Raw genomic sequence first — 17,764 nt, forward strand, 5'->3', positions numbered from 1 at the left:
TTTAATACTTTTGAACTAATGGGTAATTTTTTTCCTAGATTCTATAAAGAATCTAGGAAACCAGGTAAATATTCATTAAAAGTATCTAATCTAAGTTGCACAAATTTGTTTTGTGCTTCTTTCCTTGTGGAAGTCAGACCAGCTTCACGTAGAATTTTAAAATGGTAAGAAGCTGTAGATTTTGTAATGTTTACTTTTTCACCTATCTCTCCACAACTCATTTCTTTACCGACTTCCTTTAACATTCGCAACATATCCAAACGAGTCTCATCAGCTAACGCCTTAAAAATAGCCACTCGAATTGCATCTTTATCTTTTTGTTCAATAATCATAGAACTATAATACAAGATAGTTATAATTGTTTCAAGAAATTTAATTGATGATTATTTAACAATCGGGCGCTTTTCTTGAGTAACCAAAAATACCAATTTCTCAGCATTAAAATTGAGAAATTGGTATTTTTTCTTTTGGAATCTCCTTAACGTTGTAAATTTGCGTTTTGCTGGTGGTACCCCATGAATATAGCTGATCCCATTACACGAGCAAGCCGACCTCATGTCGCAAAGCTGCTTCAAGTTCAGTAAAACAGTAGTGGTATCCAGCGTCAATAAGCTTAAGAGGCGTAAGCCGTCGGCTGACCAAATAAACATCATCGGCCACTTCGCCCAGGAATTGTCTGAGCTCAGGTGCACTGATTGGTTTTCCAGGTTCTTTATTAATTACGTTGGAGAGTATTTTCACAAAGTCGCGGTTTTTCACCGCATTTGGACTCGCTGCATTCACCGGTCCAGCCAAGCTCTCTGTTGAAATACAAAAATCCACAATTCTTGGAACATCTTCGCGACTTACCCAACTCATCCATTGCTCGCCACTTTCAAAAGCGCTATTGATTTGAATGGCGGTTTTCAGAGTTGAGCCACCCAGTATGGTGGGAAATCTGAGATGAACCACGCGAATGCCAGCATCGAGAGCCGGTGTGCATGCTGCTTCGCCATCGAAGTGAAGACGTCCCACAAAATTTTTTGCAAGTTGTGAATCTTCGTCTATGAGCTGGTCATTTGATGGTGAATAGATTGTTTCTCCGGATGCGCAAATTAATACTTTCGGCTTATGCTTTCTTTTTGCTAGGCTTGAAGCTAAAAGACGGCTTGTTCCAACGCGATTGGAATACCACTTTTCTTTGAAAGCGGGTGTCCATGTTTCACTGGGAAGGGCTGCGACGTGAACCACACCATCGAAACCTTCGAGACCATCCTCATCAATGGATTCAGCATCAGGATCCCATTGGATCTCACCTGCTTTCGCATCATGTCGTACCAGTCGGACGATATTGTGCCCTTGGCTCGCCAAATAACCCATTACTGCTGAGCCCACGAATCCACTTGCTCCTGCTATTAGTATACGCACTTAAATCAACTCCTTTATTGATGTTTTCTTTTTTCAATGCTAATATATTTCTAATAGTCCAAATTGTAAAGTAATTACATATTTGTTATTTGATTTCCTAGAGGTAATTGATATGATAAACATTGAAGAATGCTGTAAAAATAATTCCAGTTGCCTAATCAAAGAAACCCTTGCTCTAATCAGTTCTAAATGGAGCCTTCAATTTAATTTCCAATTTCAGATGATATACTTTTATTAAAAGAACCGAAACAATTATATTTTTTTCGAATAATTGCAATCACTAATATACAAAAGACATAAAGAATAGATAAAACAATTACAGAGTAAACATTTCTCTCAAGTGAAACTTGATTAGAGATGCTTGCAAAGATATCAAAGAACGTGTGGGCTAAAATCACTATCAATATCTTTTTAGTTAAGAAATAAATTAAGGCAAAAATAATTCCTATTAAAAAAGCATTTACTACTTGAAGAATGACTAGGATTGAACCAGTCCCTGGATTAAAGGCTATTGCGCTATGCAAAAGGCCAAAAATAAGAGAAGAAAATAAAACATACAAAACTGGACTTTTATCCTTTAATTTTAGGAAAAAGATCCCCCGAAAAAGTAGTTCCTCTGTATATCCAATTACAATCATCTGCATGACGGTTAGCAGAAATACTGATAAAGGAATATTAAAGTCTATTCCAAACATAATTGGTTGAACTAATACAATAATCCCTAACATGATAAAAATACGATAGTCAATATTTTTTAAAGAGAAGCCTAATTTCTTAAGAGGCGTATCGCTCTTAATAATTTGTCTTGTAAAGAAGAATGCCATAAGAGAATAAGCAAGAATTTGAAATAGTATCATACCAGTATCGTTGACTTTAGAAATAACAGATAATGCGGAAAAGAATGAAACTGTAAAAGTCAAGAATACGCTATACAGAATAAGCACCAAGTAAGGATTTTTTTTAATCATTATGAAACCTCCAACACTTAATTTTCTCTAATTTATCATAGAGCTTAAGACTTTTATTTGTTAAAATTCCTGTATACAGGAATTTAGGAGAGGAAAATTATGTACGGAGCCACAATGAAGAGTATAAGAAAACAAAAGGGGCTAACTCAAAAAGAGGTATATTCTGGTGTAGTGTCAAAATCGTTTTATAGTGATTTTGAAGCAGACAAATACTCTGTAACTGTGGACAAGTTTCAAGGACTTCTCCAAAACTTAAATATATCTTTTGAAGAATTTCTATACTTCCATAACCAGATGGATTTATCTGATACTCAGAAACTTGAAAAAGAGATTGATGCTTATTACAAACAAGGTAAATTTGAAGAATTGTTTAGTATTTATCAAGAATTTTACACAAGTAGTATTAGAGAGGTTCGTCACCTAGCATCAAAAGCTTATCTTTTAGTACTGATTACAAATAGTAATTTTTACAACTTTTCTAGAGATCCCTTGAATGAAATAATTTCAAATTTAGAAATCACCAAATCTTGGACGTTAAATGAGATTAAATTAGCCAAGCTAGTTCTACTTTCAATACCAGAGAAAAAAATGGAGGAATCCTTCAAGATTTATAAGAAGATATCAGAAGAATTGTCAAAGTATATGAACTTTAGTGATTTGGTCTATCAAAAAGAACTAGCTGATTTATATTTCAATAGAATTCAAAGTCTGCTAGTTCTAAATAATATATCTGAAGCGGAAAAGGTATTTCAAGATTACTCAAATTTGATGAATGGAATTGACGATCTTAATCTATTCATTCAATTTCATTTCATAGAGATTTTACTTGGTCTATACTTAGATTATTATGTTTCCAAGGAAGAGATAGATAGTTTCTTACAAAGAATTGATAATGTTCCAGTATCTGAATGCCATTTCTATAAGATTATTTTTCAAATCCATAACGAAAAAGCTAAGAATTACTTCTTACGTTATCAGAAATAAATTTGATCTTTAAAGCCTTTTAAAGTCGTTCTGTTTTTGCGACAAAGTCCACTATTTTTAAAATCAAACTGTCTAGTTATCCAATGACTCTTTTAAGTTATTCAATGGCCTGAAACGAGGAACAAGTGGCCCATTCCAAAGATATAGTTTAAGAACTCGCAGATTTCTATTCTGCGAGTTCCTTTTTTATCCTATAAACAGTGGATCGACCGTTTCAATAATTTCATTGTAGTTTCTTCCAAGGTGCCTTTAATAATGTTTAAGCAAAGATCTTCAACAATCGGGCGCAAGAATTGAACAACGATGGACTGTTTTCAGCAGTCCATTTTTCTTGGCCTTTAATCAGTTAAATGGCAGGTTAATTTAAAAAGAATAGGAAAACAGCAGAGAAGGGGGAGAAATAGATTTGATTAAAAGAATTGATATTACAAATCCTAAATTAGCTATGGAGGTATTAAACGTTCAAATACCTTCTTATAAGGTAGAAGCAGCATTAATTGATTCTGATGAAATACCACCATTAAAAGATACTGTTGACACGTTACAACAATGTGGAGAAAATTTCTTCGGCTATTACATAAATGAAAAATTAAGTGGAGTCATATCCATAAAAATAGAAAATGGTGTAATGGATATACATAGGTTATAAGAGGAAGTCGTAACTTGCGTTTCTATGTTAGAAATCTTTTCCTGTTTTAGAAACACTTCCAGTTTATTCTGAAACTTTATTTTCACTCACTTATATATTCTTTAAGCTATAAATCCGTTTTTCTCTAACGCTTCCAATAGTGTAGTTTGTAGAACTTGACAAAAGGTTTGGAACTCCTGCTTTTTTATGTTATAGATACCACCATGCCTGTACACTTTTTTTCATCGACCTTTAAGAGTTTATTGGTTATCTCCAAACCAGATGTTTTCAACGCCTGTACGAGTGTCTGTCCAAACACATACAAGACGGTCGAGCTGAGGGACAACCGCATTTCCAATATAGTCCCCTATTAAAGGTATGCCTTCAACATTAAACGAAGTCGTCGTAGTTCGGGTGTTTGTAAACGTTTTTCCTCCATCCCTAGATGTTGCAAGAAAAACGTCAATATTAGGTGGATTGACTCGATTGGTGTAATAGGATACAAACACCGCCCCATCTGATGGAGAAACAGTGATGGTAGGGAAAAAGTTCTGGGCTCCAACTGGGCTGTTTGCAATGGGCTTTGGTGTACTCCAATCAACACCAAAGTTTGTGGAAATAGAGAGAAAAATATCGGAATATCCCTCTCGAAAGTCTTGCCATACCGCATAGACATTTCCTCGGGTTGTGGGTGAGTTTGAGATGTCCCCCGCCAAGGATGGGTATGTCAGGCACCTGAATTGATATCCTGGTAGTGGCGAAGGGTCAACAACAACCGATGTAACTCGCGTTTCAATTCCGAATGTTGCCCCTCCGTCTTGTGATGTAGTGGTTCTAAGTTCGCTGGGGCCCGGAGGTTGGGTAATCCATCCTACGATAGCAATTCCATTTAATGTGATGGCGATTCCAGGAAATTCTTCAAATTCATTGACGGAAGAGAGAAGAAGTGGATCTAAGAACGTTTTTCCTCCATCCTTGGAACGATTGAAGAATATGGTATTTCCCGGTATAAATTGCGTGTTGTAATCGTGTGTATATGCAGTGTATATGTTTCCAAAAAACGGGCTGGATCCGGCCTTATCAGTGACAACAATCACCTGATCGTCATTGACAAACTGTCCAAACCCTTGATTCACAATGACAGGTGGTCCGAATGTAGACGCGTTATTATTGGATGTATAGGTCACTATCGAACCACTGAGGCCGTCAGCATCAAAGGCGTGTGCTACTACCACGAATGAATTGGGAAATACATAATCAATATGGGGCGACTCTATGGCAACGAACCCAGCTGGTAATGGTAGTAACCTCGTACTCCAGGTTGCGCCTGCATCAATTGACTTGTACAAGCCAATATTTGGAGAGCCTGTCCTTAAATCTACAGCTACCACAACCATAACGGAGGGATTTAGCCAGTTTACCGCGATAGATGGCTCAAACTGACTACTAGTACTCGGCGAGATTTGTATGTTTGCCATAGAATTTTACACCAACTTATGGGTTGAGTTGCGCAATTGTAGTGAGTTCTTGTTGTAACACTCTTTGATGATGAATTACGTTTCCGGATGAATCAGTTCCGAATACAGTAATGACTGTATCTGTTGGAACTGTTCCATTAACAAGAAATTGAACCTCATAAGCAGAATTACCTGCAATGTTGAAATTAAGAATTTGACTTGTATTTGCATTGATAATCAGAGTATTGGCATAAACCAGTGACTTACTAACCAAGCTATTCCATACGTAGATATGATAAACAACGCTAGAAGAAAAACTAAGATTATCGTTGTCAATGTTAATAACAATATTCGATGCAGGAGTGGTTCCTGTATTCGTAATTATGCCAGTTGTTAAAGCCATTAAAACATCACCTCTATTAGTTTTATCTTAATATATGAACTTCTGGTTAATGTTGTTTGGACAAAATAACCTTTTATTACTTCCTTATAATTCAAATAGATTCTTGGTTATAAGCTTTGTCTTTTGTTCGCATTCGTATTCTAGCAGTTGCCCTATTTTAAACTACGACTAAGTAGCAATTCCAAGATTCTTAAGCATGTAAATAAAATTCCGAACATAAGCATCTTCAGAGAAGTGCTTTAGTATGTGCATTTCTCCTGCTTCTCTAAGCGTGGTTCTTAAGGACTTGTTTATCATCATGTCGTTTGCTTTCTGAACCGCATCATCGATATCACCACGATTGTAAAACATCCCCGTCTTATTATGAAAAATAAAACGGCGAACACCGTCAGAATCCGTAGCCAGCACAGGACATCTGCAAAGTAACGCCTCTGCTACCGCATAACCGAAACCTTCCAAGAAAGAAGTTGAGCAAAGAAATCCACCCGAATCTCCGATTATGGAATAATAATCAGCCATTAATTGTTGTGGCACATTCACATAACGGATCAAGCGAGACCGGAGTTCTAACTGATCAACTTTTGATTCAAAGCGCTCCTTTTCCGAAGGGGCGGATAAATCCATATCACAGAACATCCACAAATACAAATGAGGATTTTCTTCTATCATTCGATGCCCGATTTCCAAAAAATCGCTCCAATTTTTGTTGTGTTCGATCCTTCCGACCCATCCAATGATCGGAAATGGCTTGATAGGATATGCTATATAGCGAAACTTGCGCGTATCCAGTGGAAGATTAAAGCTGAACTGTCTGACAGACTGAGTATGAGATTTAAATAAGGAAACAAGATGAGACGTGTCGGGCAATAAGACTGCGTTGCTGTAGGTTATCACATATGGAGCTACAGTTTGAATGGTTAGTAGGGATGTCTCCCAATCTCCAAAGCCTTGAACCTCATAGATAATTGTTCCTTTGTAACCGAGATTTCGTAATTTCTCCAATAAAAAATAATCAGAGGCAACGATAATTGCATCATAGGATTCCTTGTGTATGATGTCTCTAATCTCTTCATCTTGATTAGTAATGAATGTAGTAATCCCTTTTATATTTTTATACCCCTGTGAATATTTGCTGTAAAGCAAATGGCAGGTCACGCCAGCCTGTTGTAAAGCTTCACAGCGAATGTGATTCAGCGTCCCCATGCCACCACTCGGGTGATAAAAGGTAAATAACAATTTCATAGGTTTTCACTCTTTAATATGGAAATCAGCGAATTAGTTCTGTAGAGGCGATTATCCAGCGGTTCGTCCGGAGCATACTGCCCAGAAAAGCCTACTAACGTATGATTTGCTGTATAATAGCAGCATTGAATATAGGGTTGGGCTATCTTTAATTGATAATGAAGTACCTCTAGCTCTGTTGGGTCCCGGAATAGCTCCGGCCCTAAAATGAATACATAAGGAGTTTTTACGTTTACCACTTCTTGTCGTATTGCTTCTTTTACAGATAAATGGGGTAACCGTAAAAATGCCACCGTTGGGTGAATAATTTGTTGTATTTGTTTAGTAACCTCTCCATCTGGGGACAAATCCAACACCGTTACGCTGTAATTACTAAAACTTTGTTCATAAAGATTTTCCAGACGCTCTAGAATGGCTTGGTCAATTTCTCGCAAGGGAAGTAATATCGTTATTTCAAATGGGATCCCACGTCTATTCCTTGCGAGAAGCCTTGCCAAATGGTAAGCATATCTCCATTCTCTATGCTTTACTGTGGATTGCAGCTGCGACGAGACGCTATGCGGCGAATTCACACGATAATCCATTAGTTCTATCGGAATATATCGCATCTCACAGTGCTCGGCCAAACGAAGCCAGTAGTCATAGTCTTCTACAGGCTGTAGCCCATAACCGTCTATCATTTTAGCGAATTTCGATTTGTACATAAATGATACTCCTACAATACAAGCATCCAGCAGTGCTTCTTTGGGCTGAGACTGGTACTGCCTCAACGCAGCCAATTCCGCCTCGCCTTGAAGTGGAAGTCCTTCGTTGTTTATGGAGCGAAAGCTGCTGAAAACTAGTCCTAATTCTTCTCCCCCAGAGACTAGTGTGTTTCTTAATACTTCCAGAAAATTAGGATAGTAGACATTATCGCTGGATACCCAGGTAACATAGTGAATATTCTGATCTTTAAATAAATGATCAAAACCACGATTGAGCGATCTAGCTACTCCAAGATTGGTCGAATTGATTAATACTTCGGCTCTTGCATCGTCCTGTACCATTTTTTGGATGAAAGGCAACATTTCAGGCGCCCCATCCACCACAATGATAAAGCGATAATCCCTAAATGTCTGGGTTAAAATTGATTGGATCGATGAATATAAATAAAGGGGAAGTTGTTTATAAACAGGCATAACAATACCGAGATCAGTCATATAAGAACCTCCTTAATTACTTTCTATATGTGTATGTCCAAGCGTATACATTGTTAGGGTATTCGCACAGAATCATAAAGGTAAATTTTAAAGATGGAAATATCCTATAAAATAGTTTGTACCACCTGATAATTTTGAACGCTTTTCGCTATTTAGTCGTGAACACTTTACTAAAAGTTAGTTTAGTCAATTTGTCACTTTTATTGGAGCCTCCGCGGGCAAAATCATGAGCCATGAAGCCAGATGTTTCAAGGAATCTGGTTCACACAATACAGGCTATCATGCCCGCCTCTCCAAAAAAAGTGTACGTCTCTACTGGAAGATGGTGTTCATTTCTACTTGGCGGTTACACAGTTCACCGACTAAAAAAATTTAGAAGAACTTTTTATGATCCGAAATGTCGCGATCAATTAGTGAACATGCGGGTTAACGGTGAGTTTCCATACCTTACAGTTAATGAAGGCGAACACATGAAAAAAGGCGAGCTTTACTTGAAGCACTGGTATGAAGGCGGAGCTGGATGTTAAGTATCTGGAAAAAGCCCTGCCGTACATTCGCCAGCTGTGTGGCCGGCCGGTTCATATGGAGACGATGATTGAGGACAGAACGATGTTGTTTTGATGAGAAAGGGATACATCGGAAGTATCTATAAACATTTTTAAGGGCATAGCAGTGTTCCCTTTATTTTTGTGTTTTCAAGATGTCCGTGGAAATAGACAAGAAATTATTATGCGTTACTTTATATAAAGAGTTTGAAATATTTTGTTCAAAGTTGCTTTTTTGTTCAAGAAGGAATGCTGAGAAAATACCATTAATGTTGTGAAAAAAATTTATTCCTGTTATTCCATTAAAGGGCCAGATTGTGGAATAACCCTAAAAAAGAAAATTGTGTATTTAGGTTAAATTATATAGAAAAGATCGTGAAGGAATGTACTTAAAGTAACAGGGTTAGCTAAAGAAGAGTAAACAAAAATCCCGTATTCAATAAAGTATACGGGACTTTGAGTAAATTACTTATTTAATAAGAAAAATTAGATTCCAGCCCAAACATCTTTTCCATATCGTCCTTCACGTTGTAACTGATTCAACCAATTTTTTGCCTCTTGTTCACTGACCCCATGATGTTCTTGGTAAGCCTGACAAAGAGTATCTTCTACATCTGGAGCCATTCGACTTCCATCACCGCATATATAGAGGTGAGCTCCATTATCTAATAATGAAATTAATTTAGCTCCATCTTGTTTCATTAAGTGCTGTACATATGTTTTGGGATGTCCTTCTGAGCGAGAAAAAGCTGTGTGCAAGGATAGTAAGCCATCCATTTCATCTTTTTCCAGTTCTGTACGATAAAGATAATCTTGTTCGGGATGACGACAACCGAAATATAGATGAGCTTCTCCTAACTTTACCCCTTTTTGTTTTTGAACACGGCGAGCTTGTAAAAAACCTCTAAATGGTGCAATCCCAGTTCCTGGTCCAACCATGATAATTGGCGTTTCTGGATCTTTTGGCAACTGAAAACCGGATTGTGGAGTACGAATAAAACAAGCAATATTGTCTTCGTTGTGACGTTGAGCTAAATAGTTAGAAGCGACCCCTTTATATTCGCCTCGTCCACTCCATGCAGGTCCGCTTACAACACCGACTGTAATACTCAGGCGATCTTGGGCAACGAGTGGTGAGCTTGAAATAGAATAGTAACGTGGTTTGAGTGCAGGGAGAAGTTCTAAAAACCGCTCAAACGGCATTTCACATGCTTCGTACTTTTCGAGAAGATCTAACAGGGAAATACGTTTCTTTAATATTTGCTCCTGGTAAATTCCCTCTTCCACTAAATCTTCTAATTCGCGTTTGTGCGGAGGACAAACCGTAAACGACGCCAGTTCCCGTATTTGTGCTCTGGTTGCTGCTTCCTGCACTTCCACACTATAGCTAAGAAGATCATGTAAACTAACAGGCACATCAAGTGGCAGATGAGCTGCGTTTCGTCCACTTGCTGTCAGCACTACTTGATCGTTTCCATTCAAATTATACCTACGGAGAATGCGGCTGACATTTTCCTCACTGTTGTGCGGAAGCACTCCGAGATGGTCTCCTTCGTGATAAGTAACTCCTTGCGGTAAGGTCACCTCGATATGCCGAGTGCTCCGATCACTGCCAGCTGATTGGAGTTCGCGATTTTCCACAATAGTTGCATTCACTGCTTCGTACGAATGAGCAAGAGGAGACCCTCCAGGACCACCGATAAACTGAAGGCTTAAGGTACTGCGTTCTTTTTCTACATTTTCATTGAGCTCTAATCCAAAAGTTTTCATCGCATCCGACCACATGCTGCGTTTCCATTGGTCAAACTGCTCCTCAAAGTCTCCGCTTGCATCGCCCTCCCCGAGTGCCGAAAATCGGGTTGCTCCTTTTTGGGCAAGCTGCTCATCAATGAATCTCGGGACATGCTGATAAGTACTAGCCCAGTTATGATCTCCACAGCCAAACACCGCATAATGAACACCTTGTAGCTCACCAGGTTGTAGTTCTTCAAGCCATTGTACGAATTGTCCAGCATTGCTCGGTGGCTTTCCGTTATAAGAGGAAGTAACAATGAGAACTGCCCCCTCTTTCGGTAAGTTACCAATTCGGTCATTTAAAGGCGATACTTCAGTCCGTACGCCATGCAAACTCGCTGTATCCGCAAGTTCCCGTGCTACACCTTCAGCAGTTCCAGTATCAGAACCGTAAAGAACAAGAAGCGGACGATTATTGAGTCCTTGGAGAGAAGCTGCATTCTGAACTTGCTGTTCCAACTTGTGATTCTCCGGCGTCTCCGCTACAGGTGTTAGGACAGATGGACGGATGGCAGCTTGATTTCGGGATCGAATCCTTATCTTAAAATCACCTGGCTTTAGCGTTAATGTTTGCTTGACATCCAGCTGATAGTTTTGATAATCGATCAATTCGAAATGCTGGAGAAGCATTCCCAGTACGAGAGTGGCCTCATGAAGGGCAAACTGCATACCGATACATGCCCGTTGGCCATTTCCAAATGGCTTATAAGCATGATGAGGGACTTTGTTTGGGTCTTCAAACCGTTCAGGATGAAATTCTTCCGCATTGTCTCCCCATGCGTCTTTATCCCGATGCAGCTTTGGAATAAGAACGATAATGCGATCTTCTTCTTTCTTAATTGGGTATTTCCCGCCAATCACCGTGTCCTCTTTTGCGTAAAGGTTGAATGCTGGTGCGGTAGGCCATAGACGCAGCGATTCATTTAAAATCATCCGGATATACTTAAGCTGCAGAACTTGTTGATATGTCGGAGTGGGACCTGTTAATACACGATCTACCTCTTCATAGGCTTTTCTCAATTTATCTGGATTTTTCAATAAGAAATAAATTGCAAAGGATAACAATCCACTTGTTGTCTCGTGCCCGGCTATTAAAAAGGTGATGATTTGGAAACGAATATTTTCATCATCCAGTTTTTCGCCTGTTTCTGGATCCTTCACATTTAACATACGGGAAAGCAAATCATTTTCTTCCTGGTTTCCATTGGCCTTACGTTCAGCAATAATTTGATCCACTAAAGAAAACATGGTTTGGATATCATGCTGAAATTGACGTTTCGTTCTCACCATGAGTTTGTCCTGTATATCCAGTCGCTGTAATTGATGCATCGCTTCATCTAGAGCACGGACCATGCTGACGATAAAAGGATGAGGAGTCTCACGATAATAACTGTTAAATCGGTAATTAAAACCGCATAGACCAATCGTGTCCAATGTAAGACGGGTCATATCCTCCGGGACATCCACCTCTTCATTCGGATTAAGCCGTGCCCATTTTTGAACGAGCTGTACGGCAATATCGATCATCATGGCATGGTAATCCTTCATTGCCCGCTGGCTGAATGTAGGCATCAGAATATTATGGGCTTTTCTCCAGTTAGGCTCGTGGGTCCCGCTTGTAAATAACCCGTCTCCAACAAAGGGACGAACCTTTGCTAAAGCACCTTCTACACTTTTATCGAACCGTGACTGGTCACAGACTTCTGCTACCAGTTCATGTCCAGAAACAATAATGGCGGTACCTCCTGGAGTTTGAAGTCGAAAAATGGGACCGTACTCTTCTGCTAGTTTGACAAACGATAAAATCGGTTTATCTCTATCGATTAATGGAATATTACCAAGCGGGCCATAGGTTTTCGGTTGAGGGATAGCAGGCAATTTTCCCATTAAAACCACCCTTTCAAAAAAGTATGTTGTTTTTATTAATTATCTTTATTTGAAAATCTCTGACTATCGGTATTACTTGATAAAGTTTACTTTTAAGCTGTGCTTAATCACTTGTTTCCATTTCTCTTCATCTTTTGTTATATCCGTGAAATTTCTCATAACATGAGGGGTGGCCTGCTGGTATGCAACGGATGACAACAACATGACAATGAGTTCCTCCGGATACTGGTCCGCGAGAACACCTAATTCAATCCCTTTTAGGGGTACCACCAACTTTTCGCGGATTTACAACGCTAAGCATATATGTCAAAAAGTACGCTTTATGAAAAGCTCAATATAGACCCTAGATGGTATGTCATAAAGCCTAAAAACAGAGTTTTGCAATATGTCATTTAAAACAGCCACTTTTTGACATACAAAGCAGGAACAGAACAAAGATGGGATTCTTAGCGTGGTTAAACCTGGGCAGTTTCACGTTCTATACCTCTTAACGTTGTAAATGTGCGTTTTGTTGGCGGGATCCCTTAAATGCCGATGTGTGATTAAACAATCCAATTGAGCACAGGTACCACCAGGGCCAAGACCAGAAAATATACGGGCAGCATCACTTCATTGGCGTGGCTTTTCGCACGAATTTGGGTAACAAGAGCACCCAGCATGATGACCACAATCCACAAACCAGCTAGTGATCCCGCCAGTTTCGACCAAATGCCAATCAGCATCCCGATCCCGCCGAGAATTTCCGCTATACCGACTAGAATGCGAAATCCATCCGAATAGCCGTATTGTTTGAATGATTCGACCGGCTCTTTGGCTCCAAACTTCATAAATCCGACGATCACATAACCAATGCCCAGAATAATCTCAAGTATAATCGTTACGATTTGCAATTTTTCACCTCTTTACTGAACTTGATTTAAGCACAGTTAACCGCATACCAGGATCCTGATGCGAGTCGCTAGGCTCTGGTGATACTGAACTCTGTACGAGCACAGTATATCGCAGAACTATGCGTATGTCAGTCACAACTTAGATAGATGTAACGTTTGTGGTTTAAACACCTTAAATGCCGATGTGCGATTAAACAATCCAATTGAGCACAGGTACCACCAGGGCCAAGACCAGAAAATATACGGGCAGCATCACTTCATTGGCGTGGCTTTTCGCACGAATTTGGGTAACAAGAGCACCCAGCATGATGACCACAATCCACAAACCAGCTAGTGATCCCGCCAGTTTCGACCAAATGCCAATCAGCATCCCGATCCCGCCGAGAATTTCCGCTATACCGACTAGAATGCGAAATCCAACCGAATAGCCGTATTGTTTGAATGATTCGACCGGCTCTTTGGCTCCAAACTTCATAAATCCGACGATCACATAACCAATGCCCAGAATAATCTCAAGTATAATCGTTACGATTTGCAATTTTTCACCTCTTTACTGAACTTGATTTAAGCACAGTTAACCGCATACCAGGATCCTGATGCGAGTCGCTAGGCTCTGGTGATACTGAACTCTGTACGAGCACAGTATATCGCAGAACTATGCGTATGTCAGTCACAACTTAGATAGATGTAACGTTTGTGGTTTAAACACCTTAAATGCCGATGTGCGATTAAACAATCCAATTGAGCACAGGTACCACCAGGGCCAAGACCAGAAAATATACGGGCAGCATCACTTCATTGGCGTGGCTTTTCGCACGAATTTGGGTAACAAGAGCACCCAGCATGATGACCACAATCCACAAACCAGCTAGTGATCCCGCCAGTTTCGACCAAATGCCAATCAGCATCCCGATCCCGCCGAGAATTTCCGCTATACCGACTAGAATGCGAAATCCAACCGAATAGCCGTATTGTTTGAATGATTCGACCGGCTCTTTGGCTCCAAACTTCATAAATCCGACGATCACATAACCAATGCCCAGAATAATCTCAAGTATAATCGATACGATTTGCAATTTTTCACCTCCTTACTGAACTTGATTTAAGCACAGTTAACCTCATACCAGGGATGCTGATGCGAGTCGTCGTTAAACTCTATTGATACTGAACCCTGTATGAGTACAGTATAACACAAAACTATGCTTATGTTAAGCACAGTTTATACTTCGTTTTTAAAAACTTCTGCCGCAATACGCTCAATCGTATACTGCTTGAAAACGTGAAGCGTACTCTCTTCCACTTGAGAAGACAATTCCTGAAAAAGGCTTCTTACTGACGCCCCGCGTTCGCAGTCGAGCGTGGAATCGACCATCCCACTTCCCAAAGGATTGCTCATTTGCAGAGCCCGGTAAACGTCCGCCAATGTAATCGAGTTTGCAGGTTTGGCCAGCAAGTAGCCGCCATCTCTGCCTTCCCTAGCCTCGACAAGATTTGCACGAACCAGTTGACTCATCACCCGGCGCATAAACGTCGTTCCAGATTCCATCATATTCGCAATTTCTTTACTTGAAAGCACGTTATCTGACATCGAAAGTAAGACAAGTCCTTGTATGGCCAAACCGAATGCCGACGGAGTGACCGTGTGTTTTTTTTTCTTCAGATGCATTGCAATTCACCTCAAATCCATTATGTACAATGTTTACACAGTTTACAAGATGTTCGGTTTCACTATTCAGGGCGACTCAAGGAAAAACTCTGGCCGAAGGAGGACACGAGTTCAGTCCGCGCAACAGCGCATCGTAGGGAGCATGGCATGGGACTCCATGCACGAGAAGAAAACCTTGCCGTTACAGACAGCACGGAGAACCGTATCATAAATAATGATATTCAACAATCGGGCGCGATTCTACAACAAGAATTGTGCTCTTTCTTTATGTTTAGGGCCAGATTGTTGGAGATGGAAGAGCAGGACTGGGCTCGGATCTAATTTCAAAACTTTTAAAATTGAATTAACTTGGTGTTTATCTTGAATCAGATTAAGAAAGATGTAAAAATTTGATGACGCACTTGTACTAAACGTTTAGTTCGCTAAGATTTCACGAAATTTTTACCATCATAAACCAAATATGTTTTAATATGTATAGGAGGTGTATCTATGCAAAAGTATTTATTAGTAATGATTTTTGGAATCATTTTATTATCAGGTTGTTCCTTAAATGTGGGTACTTCTAAGAATCAGGAACCAGATAGTAAAGTAGGGACTGAAAACCAAAAGAAATCTTATCAGCCCGAGACAGCAATAGAAAATGGAGATATAGTGAATTTGCACGGAAAAATTAGTAACTTAGATAAATTTAAAAATTTTATAAAAAATGTTAAAAGTGGTAATAAAGATAAAATCCGAATCACAATGTACACTGATGAAGGGGACCCAATTTTCTATAATTTAAATTATGACAGCAAGCAAATTCAATACACTTTTGATAACTCACAAGATAAATTCGCAGGTTCTGATAAAGGAGTAAAAAGTACGTCTTGTACCGACATTGGAACAAAAAACACAGAAAATGTGGTTGAATACCATTTAAGTGGGTGTTCTTCGGAAGTAGGAAATACATTTCATTTTTTAGTTTCGAAATAAAGAGGTAGAAAAATATGAAAATGCACTGCAAATTGCAGTGCATTTTTGTGTCCATTTTTATTTGCATTTTTGAATGTAATTTCAAGTTTTGCGATAGGAAATGGAACCCGTTATTAGAAAGCGGCCTTTTTTTGTCCGGAAATTCTGCATATAACATTAGCTCAGAAGTTGGAGACGTAGTAACAATCAAACAAGAGGTAATAAAAAACCTCATTCCATCACCTAATGTAGATCTTCAGCAATCGGGCGCTTTTCTTGAGTAACGAAAAATCCCAATTTCTCAATTTTAATGCTGAGAAATTGGGATTTTTTCTTTTGGAATCTCCTTAACATCGTAAATTCGCGTTTTGCTGGTGGTAAGCCCCTTAACGTAATAAATCATATGAAATTGCTTGTTGAATTTTGTTAAACGCATTGTTTTTGCGAAATGTTAGTGAGATTACTAAGAATAAATCAGATAAAAGTTTGTTTAAATTTAAAATTAATACCCATAGTTGTGTCATTCATGACTTCACCAAGAGGGCAATAGGTGTGGGGGTAATATTTTGTCTTAGCTTTATGGGCATGTGCTGATGCCCCAGATAGATCGGCTTATAAAATCATTTTATTTAACTAATGCCCCTCAGTATATTCAAGAATGTCACCGGGTTGGCAATCTAACTCTCTACAAATTGCTTCCAAGGTGGAAAATCGAATAGCTTTTGCTTTACCGGTTTTTAATATGGACAAATTAGTATTAGTAATACCTATTTTTTGTGCTAATTCATTTAATGAGATCTTTTTCTTTGCCATCATTACATCTAAGTTCACGATTATCATATGGCGCTCCCCTAAATAGTTAATTCATTTTCACTTGCAATCTTAACTGCCTTATGAAAGAAAACACCTAAAAAGATGATCAAAACCGATGCTATAAACAAGGGAGTTGGGATATTGTAAGAAGCATTTACTTGTCCATTATCAATATGTATTTTAGGCAGTAGTTGTTTTGCAATTAACAAATCGGGGAGTGAAATAATTAATGAATTAATCAATAACAGAATCCCAATGATGATAATCGCATTTGCATTGTTTGAAACAAATAATTTTCCCTGTGACAAGTTCTTAAAGATTTTTCTAAAGTACCAACATAAAAGAGTAAGTAAAACGAAAAATAATGGAGCTGTCAATAAATCAGGGGGAAGGACACTATTATTATGATAACTAATATTAAATATTCCTACGGTTATATGATTATAAGAGTTTATTTCTGCTCCTTTCAAAATGGAAGGTTTAAAAGCAAGGCTTGCGACAACTGCTGAAGTACATACTGTAATTATTAATCCAACCCAAAAAAACACTGTTAATAAAATAGATATCAACTTAATTACATTTATTTTCATGGTTTTTAACTTCTCCTTTTTAAAATTCATCTATAATTTACCATAGAAATAAATAAATAACAACTAATTTTTATTGTTTTTCGATGAAAATTAGTTGTTTTATGGTTATGTTAATTATTAATCTAAAAAAGGAACGCATTTCTAACCTCAAGCTTCTGTAATGGAAGTAGTCGCTTTTTTAATTTAATTAACTAGGGGTAAGTCCGTAATAACTCCAAAAACGGCATGATAGATGTAAAAAATCTAAAACTTACTTTCGGAAAGATACCAGTTTTGGAACACAGAGTCTAATTTTCGACAGGTTGTATTTTGATAAAGTTGTTTTTGGCCTCATAAA

The 17,764-nt window shown here is 38.6% G+C and carries 19 protein-coding genes and 1 pseudogene; 5 read left to right on the plus strand and 15 right to left on the minus strand.

What is annotated here, in order from left to right:
* Positions 1–41 precede the first annotated feature (41 nt).
* The 3 genes from HPT25_RS14115 to HPT25_RS14125 form a co-directional block, all read right to left on the minus strand.
* A complete protein-coding gene (locus HPT25_RS14115) occupies positions 42–332 on the minus strand; it encodes an ArsR/SmtB family transcription factor (protein ID WP_173065227.1) in 291 nt (96 codons plus the stop codon).
* Positions 333–534: 202 nt separating this feature from the next.
* Positions 535–1,407 (minus strand): DUF1731 domain-containing protein, encoded by an 873-nt coding sequence (locus tag HPT25_RS29265; protein WP_312857291.1) that lies wholly within the window; start codon positions 1,405–1,407, stop codon positions 535–537.
* A 203-nt stretch (positions 1,408–1,610) separates the two neighbouring features.
* A complete protein-coding gene (locus HPT25_RS14125; RefSeq protein ID WP_173065233.1) occupies positions 1,611–2,375 on the minus strand; it encodes a CPBP family intramembrane glutamic endopeptidase in 765 nt (254 codons plus the stop codon).
* Between the two features lie 99 nt (positions 2,376–2,474).
* On the opposite strand from HPT25_RS14125, the gene HPT25_RS14130 reads away from it, so the two are divergent.
* Entirely contained in the window at positions 2,475–3,359 is an 885-nt protein-coding gene (locus HPT25_RS14130; protein WP_173065236.1) for a helix-turn-helix domain-containing protein, read from the plus strand.
* Positions 3,360–3,765: 406 nt separating this feature from the next.
* Positions 3,766–4,008, plus strand: coding sequence for a hypothetical protein (locus tag HPT25_RS14135; RefSeq protein WP_173065239.1), 243 nt, complete (start codon positions 3,766–3,768; stop codon positions 4,006–4,008).
* Between the two features lie 239 nt (positions 4,009–4,247).
* Here HPT25_RS14135 and HPT25_RS14140 read toward each other — a convergent pair whose 3' ends face one another.
* From HPT25_RS14140 to HPT25_RS14155, 4 genes are all read right to left on the minus strand, one after another.
* Positions 4,248–5,465, minus strand: a complete 1,218-nt coding sequence (locus HPT25_RS14140) for a sialidase family protein (RefSeq protein WP_173065241.1) — start codon at positions 5,463–5,465, stop codon at positions 4,248–4,250.
* A 16-nt stretch (positions 5,466–5,481) separates the two neighbouring features.
* Positions 5,482–5,847 (minus strand): hypothetical protein, encoded by a 366-nt coding sequence (locus tag HPT25_RS14145; RefSeq protein ID WP_173065244.1) that lies wholly within the window; start codon positions 5,845–5,847, stop codon positions 5,482–5,484.
* Between the two features lie 168 nt (positions 5,848–6,015).
* Positions 6,016–7,089 carry a glycosyltransferase family 4 protein gene (locus HPT25_RS14150; RefSeq protein WP_173065247.1) on the minus strand — a complete coding sequence of 358 codons (1,074 nt, stop codon included), beginning with the start codon at positions 7,087–7,089 and terminating at the stop codon, positions 6,016–6,018.
* The gene (locus HPT25_RS14155; protein WP_173065250.1) at positions 7,086–8,288 is read right to left on the minus strand and encodes a glycosyltransferase family 2 protein; all 1,203 of its coding nucleotides are present in this window, start codon (positions 8,286–8,288) and stop codon (positions 7,086–7,088) included. The genes HPT25_RS14150 and HPT25_RS14155 overlap by 4 nt, the downstream gene beginning before the upstream one ends.
* 401 nt (positions 8,289–8,689) lie before the next feature.
* Here HPT25_RS14155 and HPT25_RS28345 point away from each other — a divergent pair.
* Positions 8,690–8,940: pseudogene (locus HPT25_RS28345) on the plus strand (stage V sporulation protein R); the annotation flags it as partial.
* A 379-nt stretch (positions 8,941–9,319) separates the two neighbouring features.
* Here the strand turns inward: HPT25_RS28345 and HPT25_RS14160 are convergent.
* From HPT25_RS14160 to HPT25_RS14180, 6 genes are all read right to left on the minus strand, one after another.
* Positions 9,320–12,514, minus strand: a complete 3,195-nt coding sequence (locus tag HPT25_RS14160; RefSeq protein ID WP_173065253.1) for a bifunctional cytochrome P450/NADPH--P450 reductase — start codon at positions 12,512–12,514, stop codon at positions 9,320–9,322.
* Between the two features lie 72 nt (positions 12,515–12,586).
* Complete coding sequence (locus tag HPT25_RS28350; protein WP_217269711.1) at positions 12,587–12,784, minus strand: hypothetical protein; 198 nt, start codon at positions 12,782–12,784, stop codon at positions 12,587–12,589.
* Positions 12,785–13,056: 272 nt separating this feature from the next.
* Positions 13,057–13,404: a DoxX family protein gene (locus HPT25_RS14165; protein ID WP_173065256.1), complete on the minus strand. Its 348-nt coding sequence runs from the start codon at positions 13,402–13,404 to the stop codon at positions 13,057–13,059.
* A gap of 190 nt (positions 13,405–13,594) precedes the next feature.
* Entirely contained in the window at positions 13,595–13,942 is a 348-nt protein-coding gene (locus tag HPT25_RS14170) for a DoxX family protein (RefSeq protein ID WP_173065258.1), read from the minus strand.
* A 190-nt stretch (positions 13,943–14,132) separates the two neighbouring features.
* Entirely contained in the window at positions 14,133–14,480 is a 348-nt protein-coding gene (locus HPT25_RS14175; protein WP_173065261.1) for a DoxX family protein, read from the minus strand.
* Positions 14,481–14,623: 143 nt separating this feature from the next.
* Positions 14,624–15,070 (minus strand): RrF2 family transcriptional regulator, encoded by a 447-nt coding sequence (locus tag HPT25_RS14180; RefSeq protein WP_173065264.1) that lies wholly within the window; start codon positions 15,068–15,070, stop codon positions 14,624–14,626.
* A 147-nt stretch (positions 15,071–15,217) separates the two neighbouring features.
* Between HPT25_RS14180 and HPT25_RS14185 the strand changes: the two genes are divergently transcribed.
* Positions 15,218–15,391, plus strand: coding sequence for a hypothetical protein (locus HPT25_RS14185; RefSeq protein ID WP_173065267.1), 174 nt, complete (start codon positions 15,218–15,220; stop codon positions 15,389–15,391).
* Positions 15,392–15,559: 168 nt separating this feature from the next.
* Positions 15,560–16,045 carry a DUF4362 domain-containing protein gene (locus HPT25_RS14190; protein WP_173065270.1) on the plus strand — a complete coding sequence of 162 codons (486 nt, stop codon included), beginning with the start codon at positions 15,560–15,562 and terminating at the stop codon, positions 16,043–16,045.
* A 612-nt stretch (positions 16,046–16,657) separates the two neighbouring features.
* Here HPT25_RS14190 and HPT25_RS14195 read toward each other — a convergent pair.
* Both HPT25_RS14195 and HPT25_RS14200 read right to left on the minus strand, forming a co-directional pair.
* Complete coding sequence (locus tag HPT25_RS14195; protein WP_173065272.1) at positions 16,658–16,864, minus strand: helix-turn-helix domain-containing protein; 207 nt, start codon at positions 16,862–16,864, stop codon at positions 16,658–16,660.
* 11 nt (positions 16,865–16,875) lie between these two features.
* Positions 16,876–17,427, minus strand: coding sequence for a DUF2975 domain-containing protein (locus tag HPT25_RS14200; protein ID WP_173065275.1), 552 nt, complete (start codon positions 17,425–17,427; stop codon positions 16,876–16,878).
* Positions 17,428–17,764: the final 337 nt, after the last annotated feature.

Origin of the sequence: Neobacillus endophyticus (assembly GCF_013248975.1) — a bacterium.
Taxonomy (GTDB): domain Bacteria; phylum Bacillota; class Bacilli; order Bacillales; family Cytobacillaceae; genus Neobacillus; species Neobacillus endophyticus.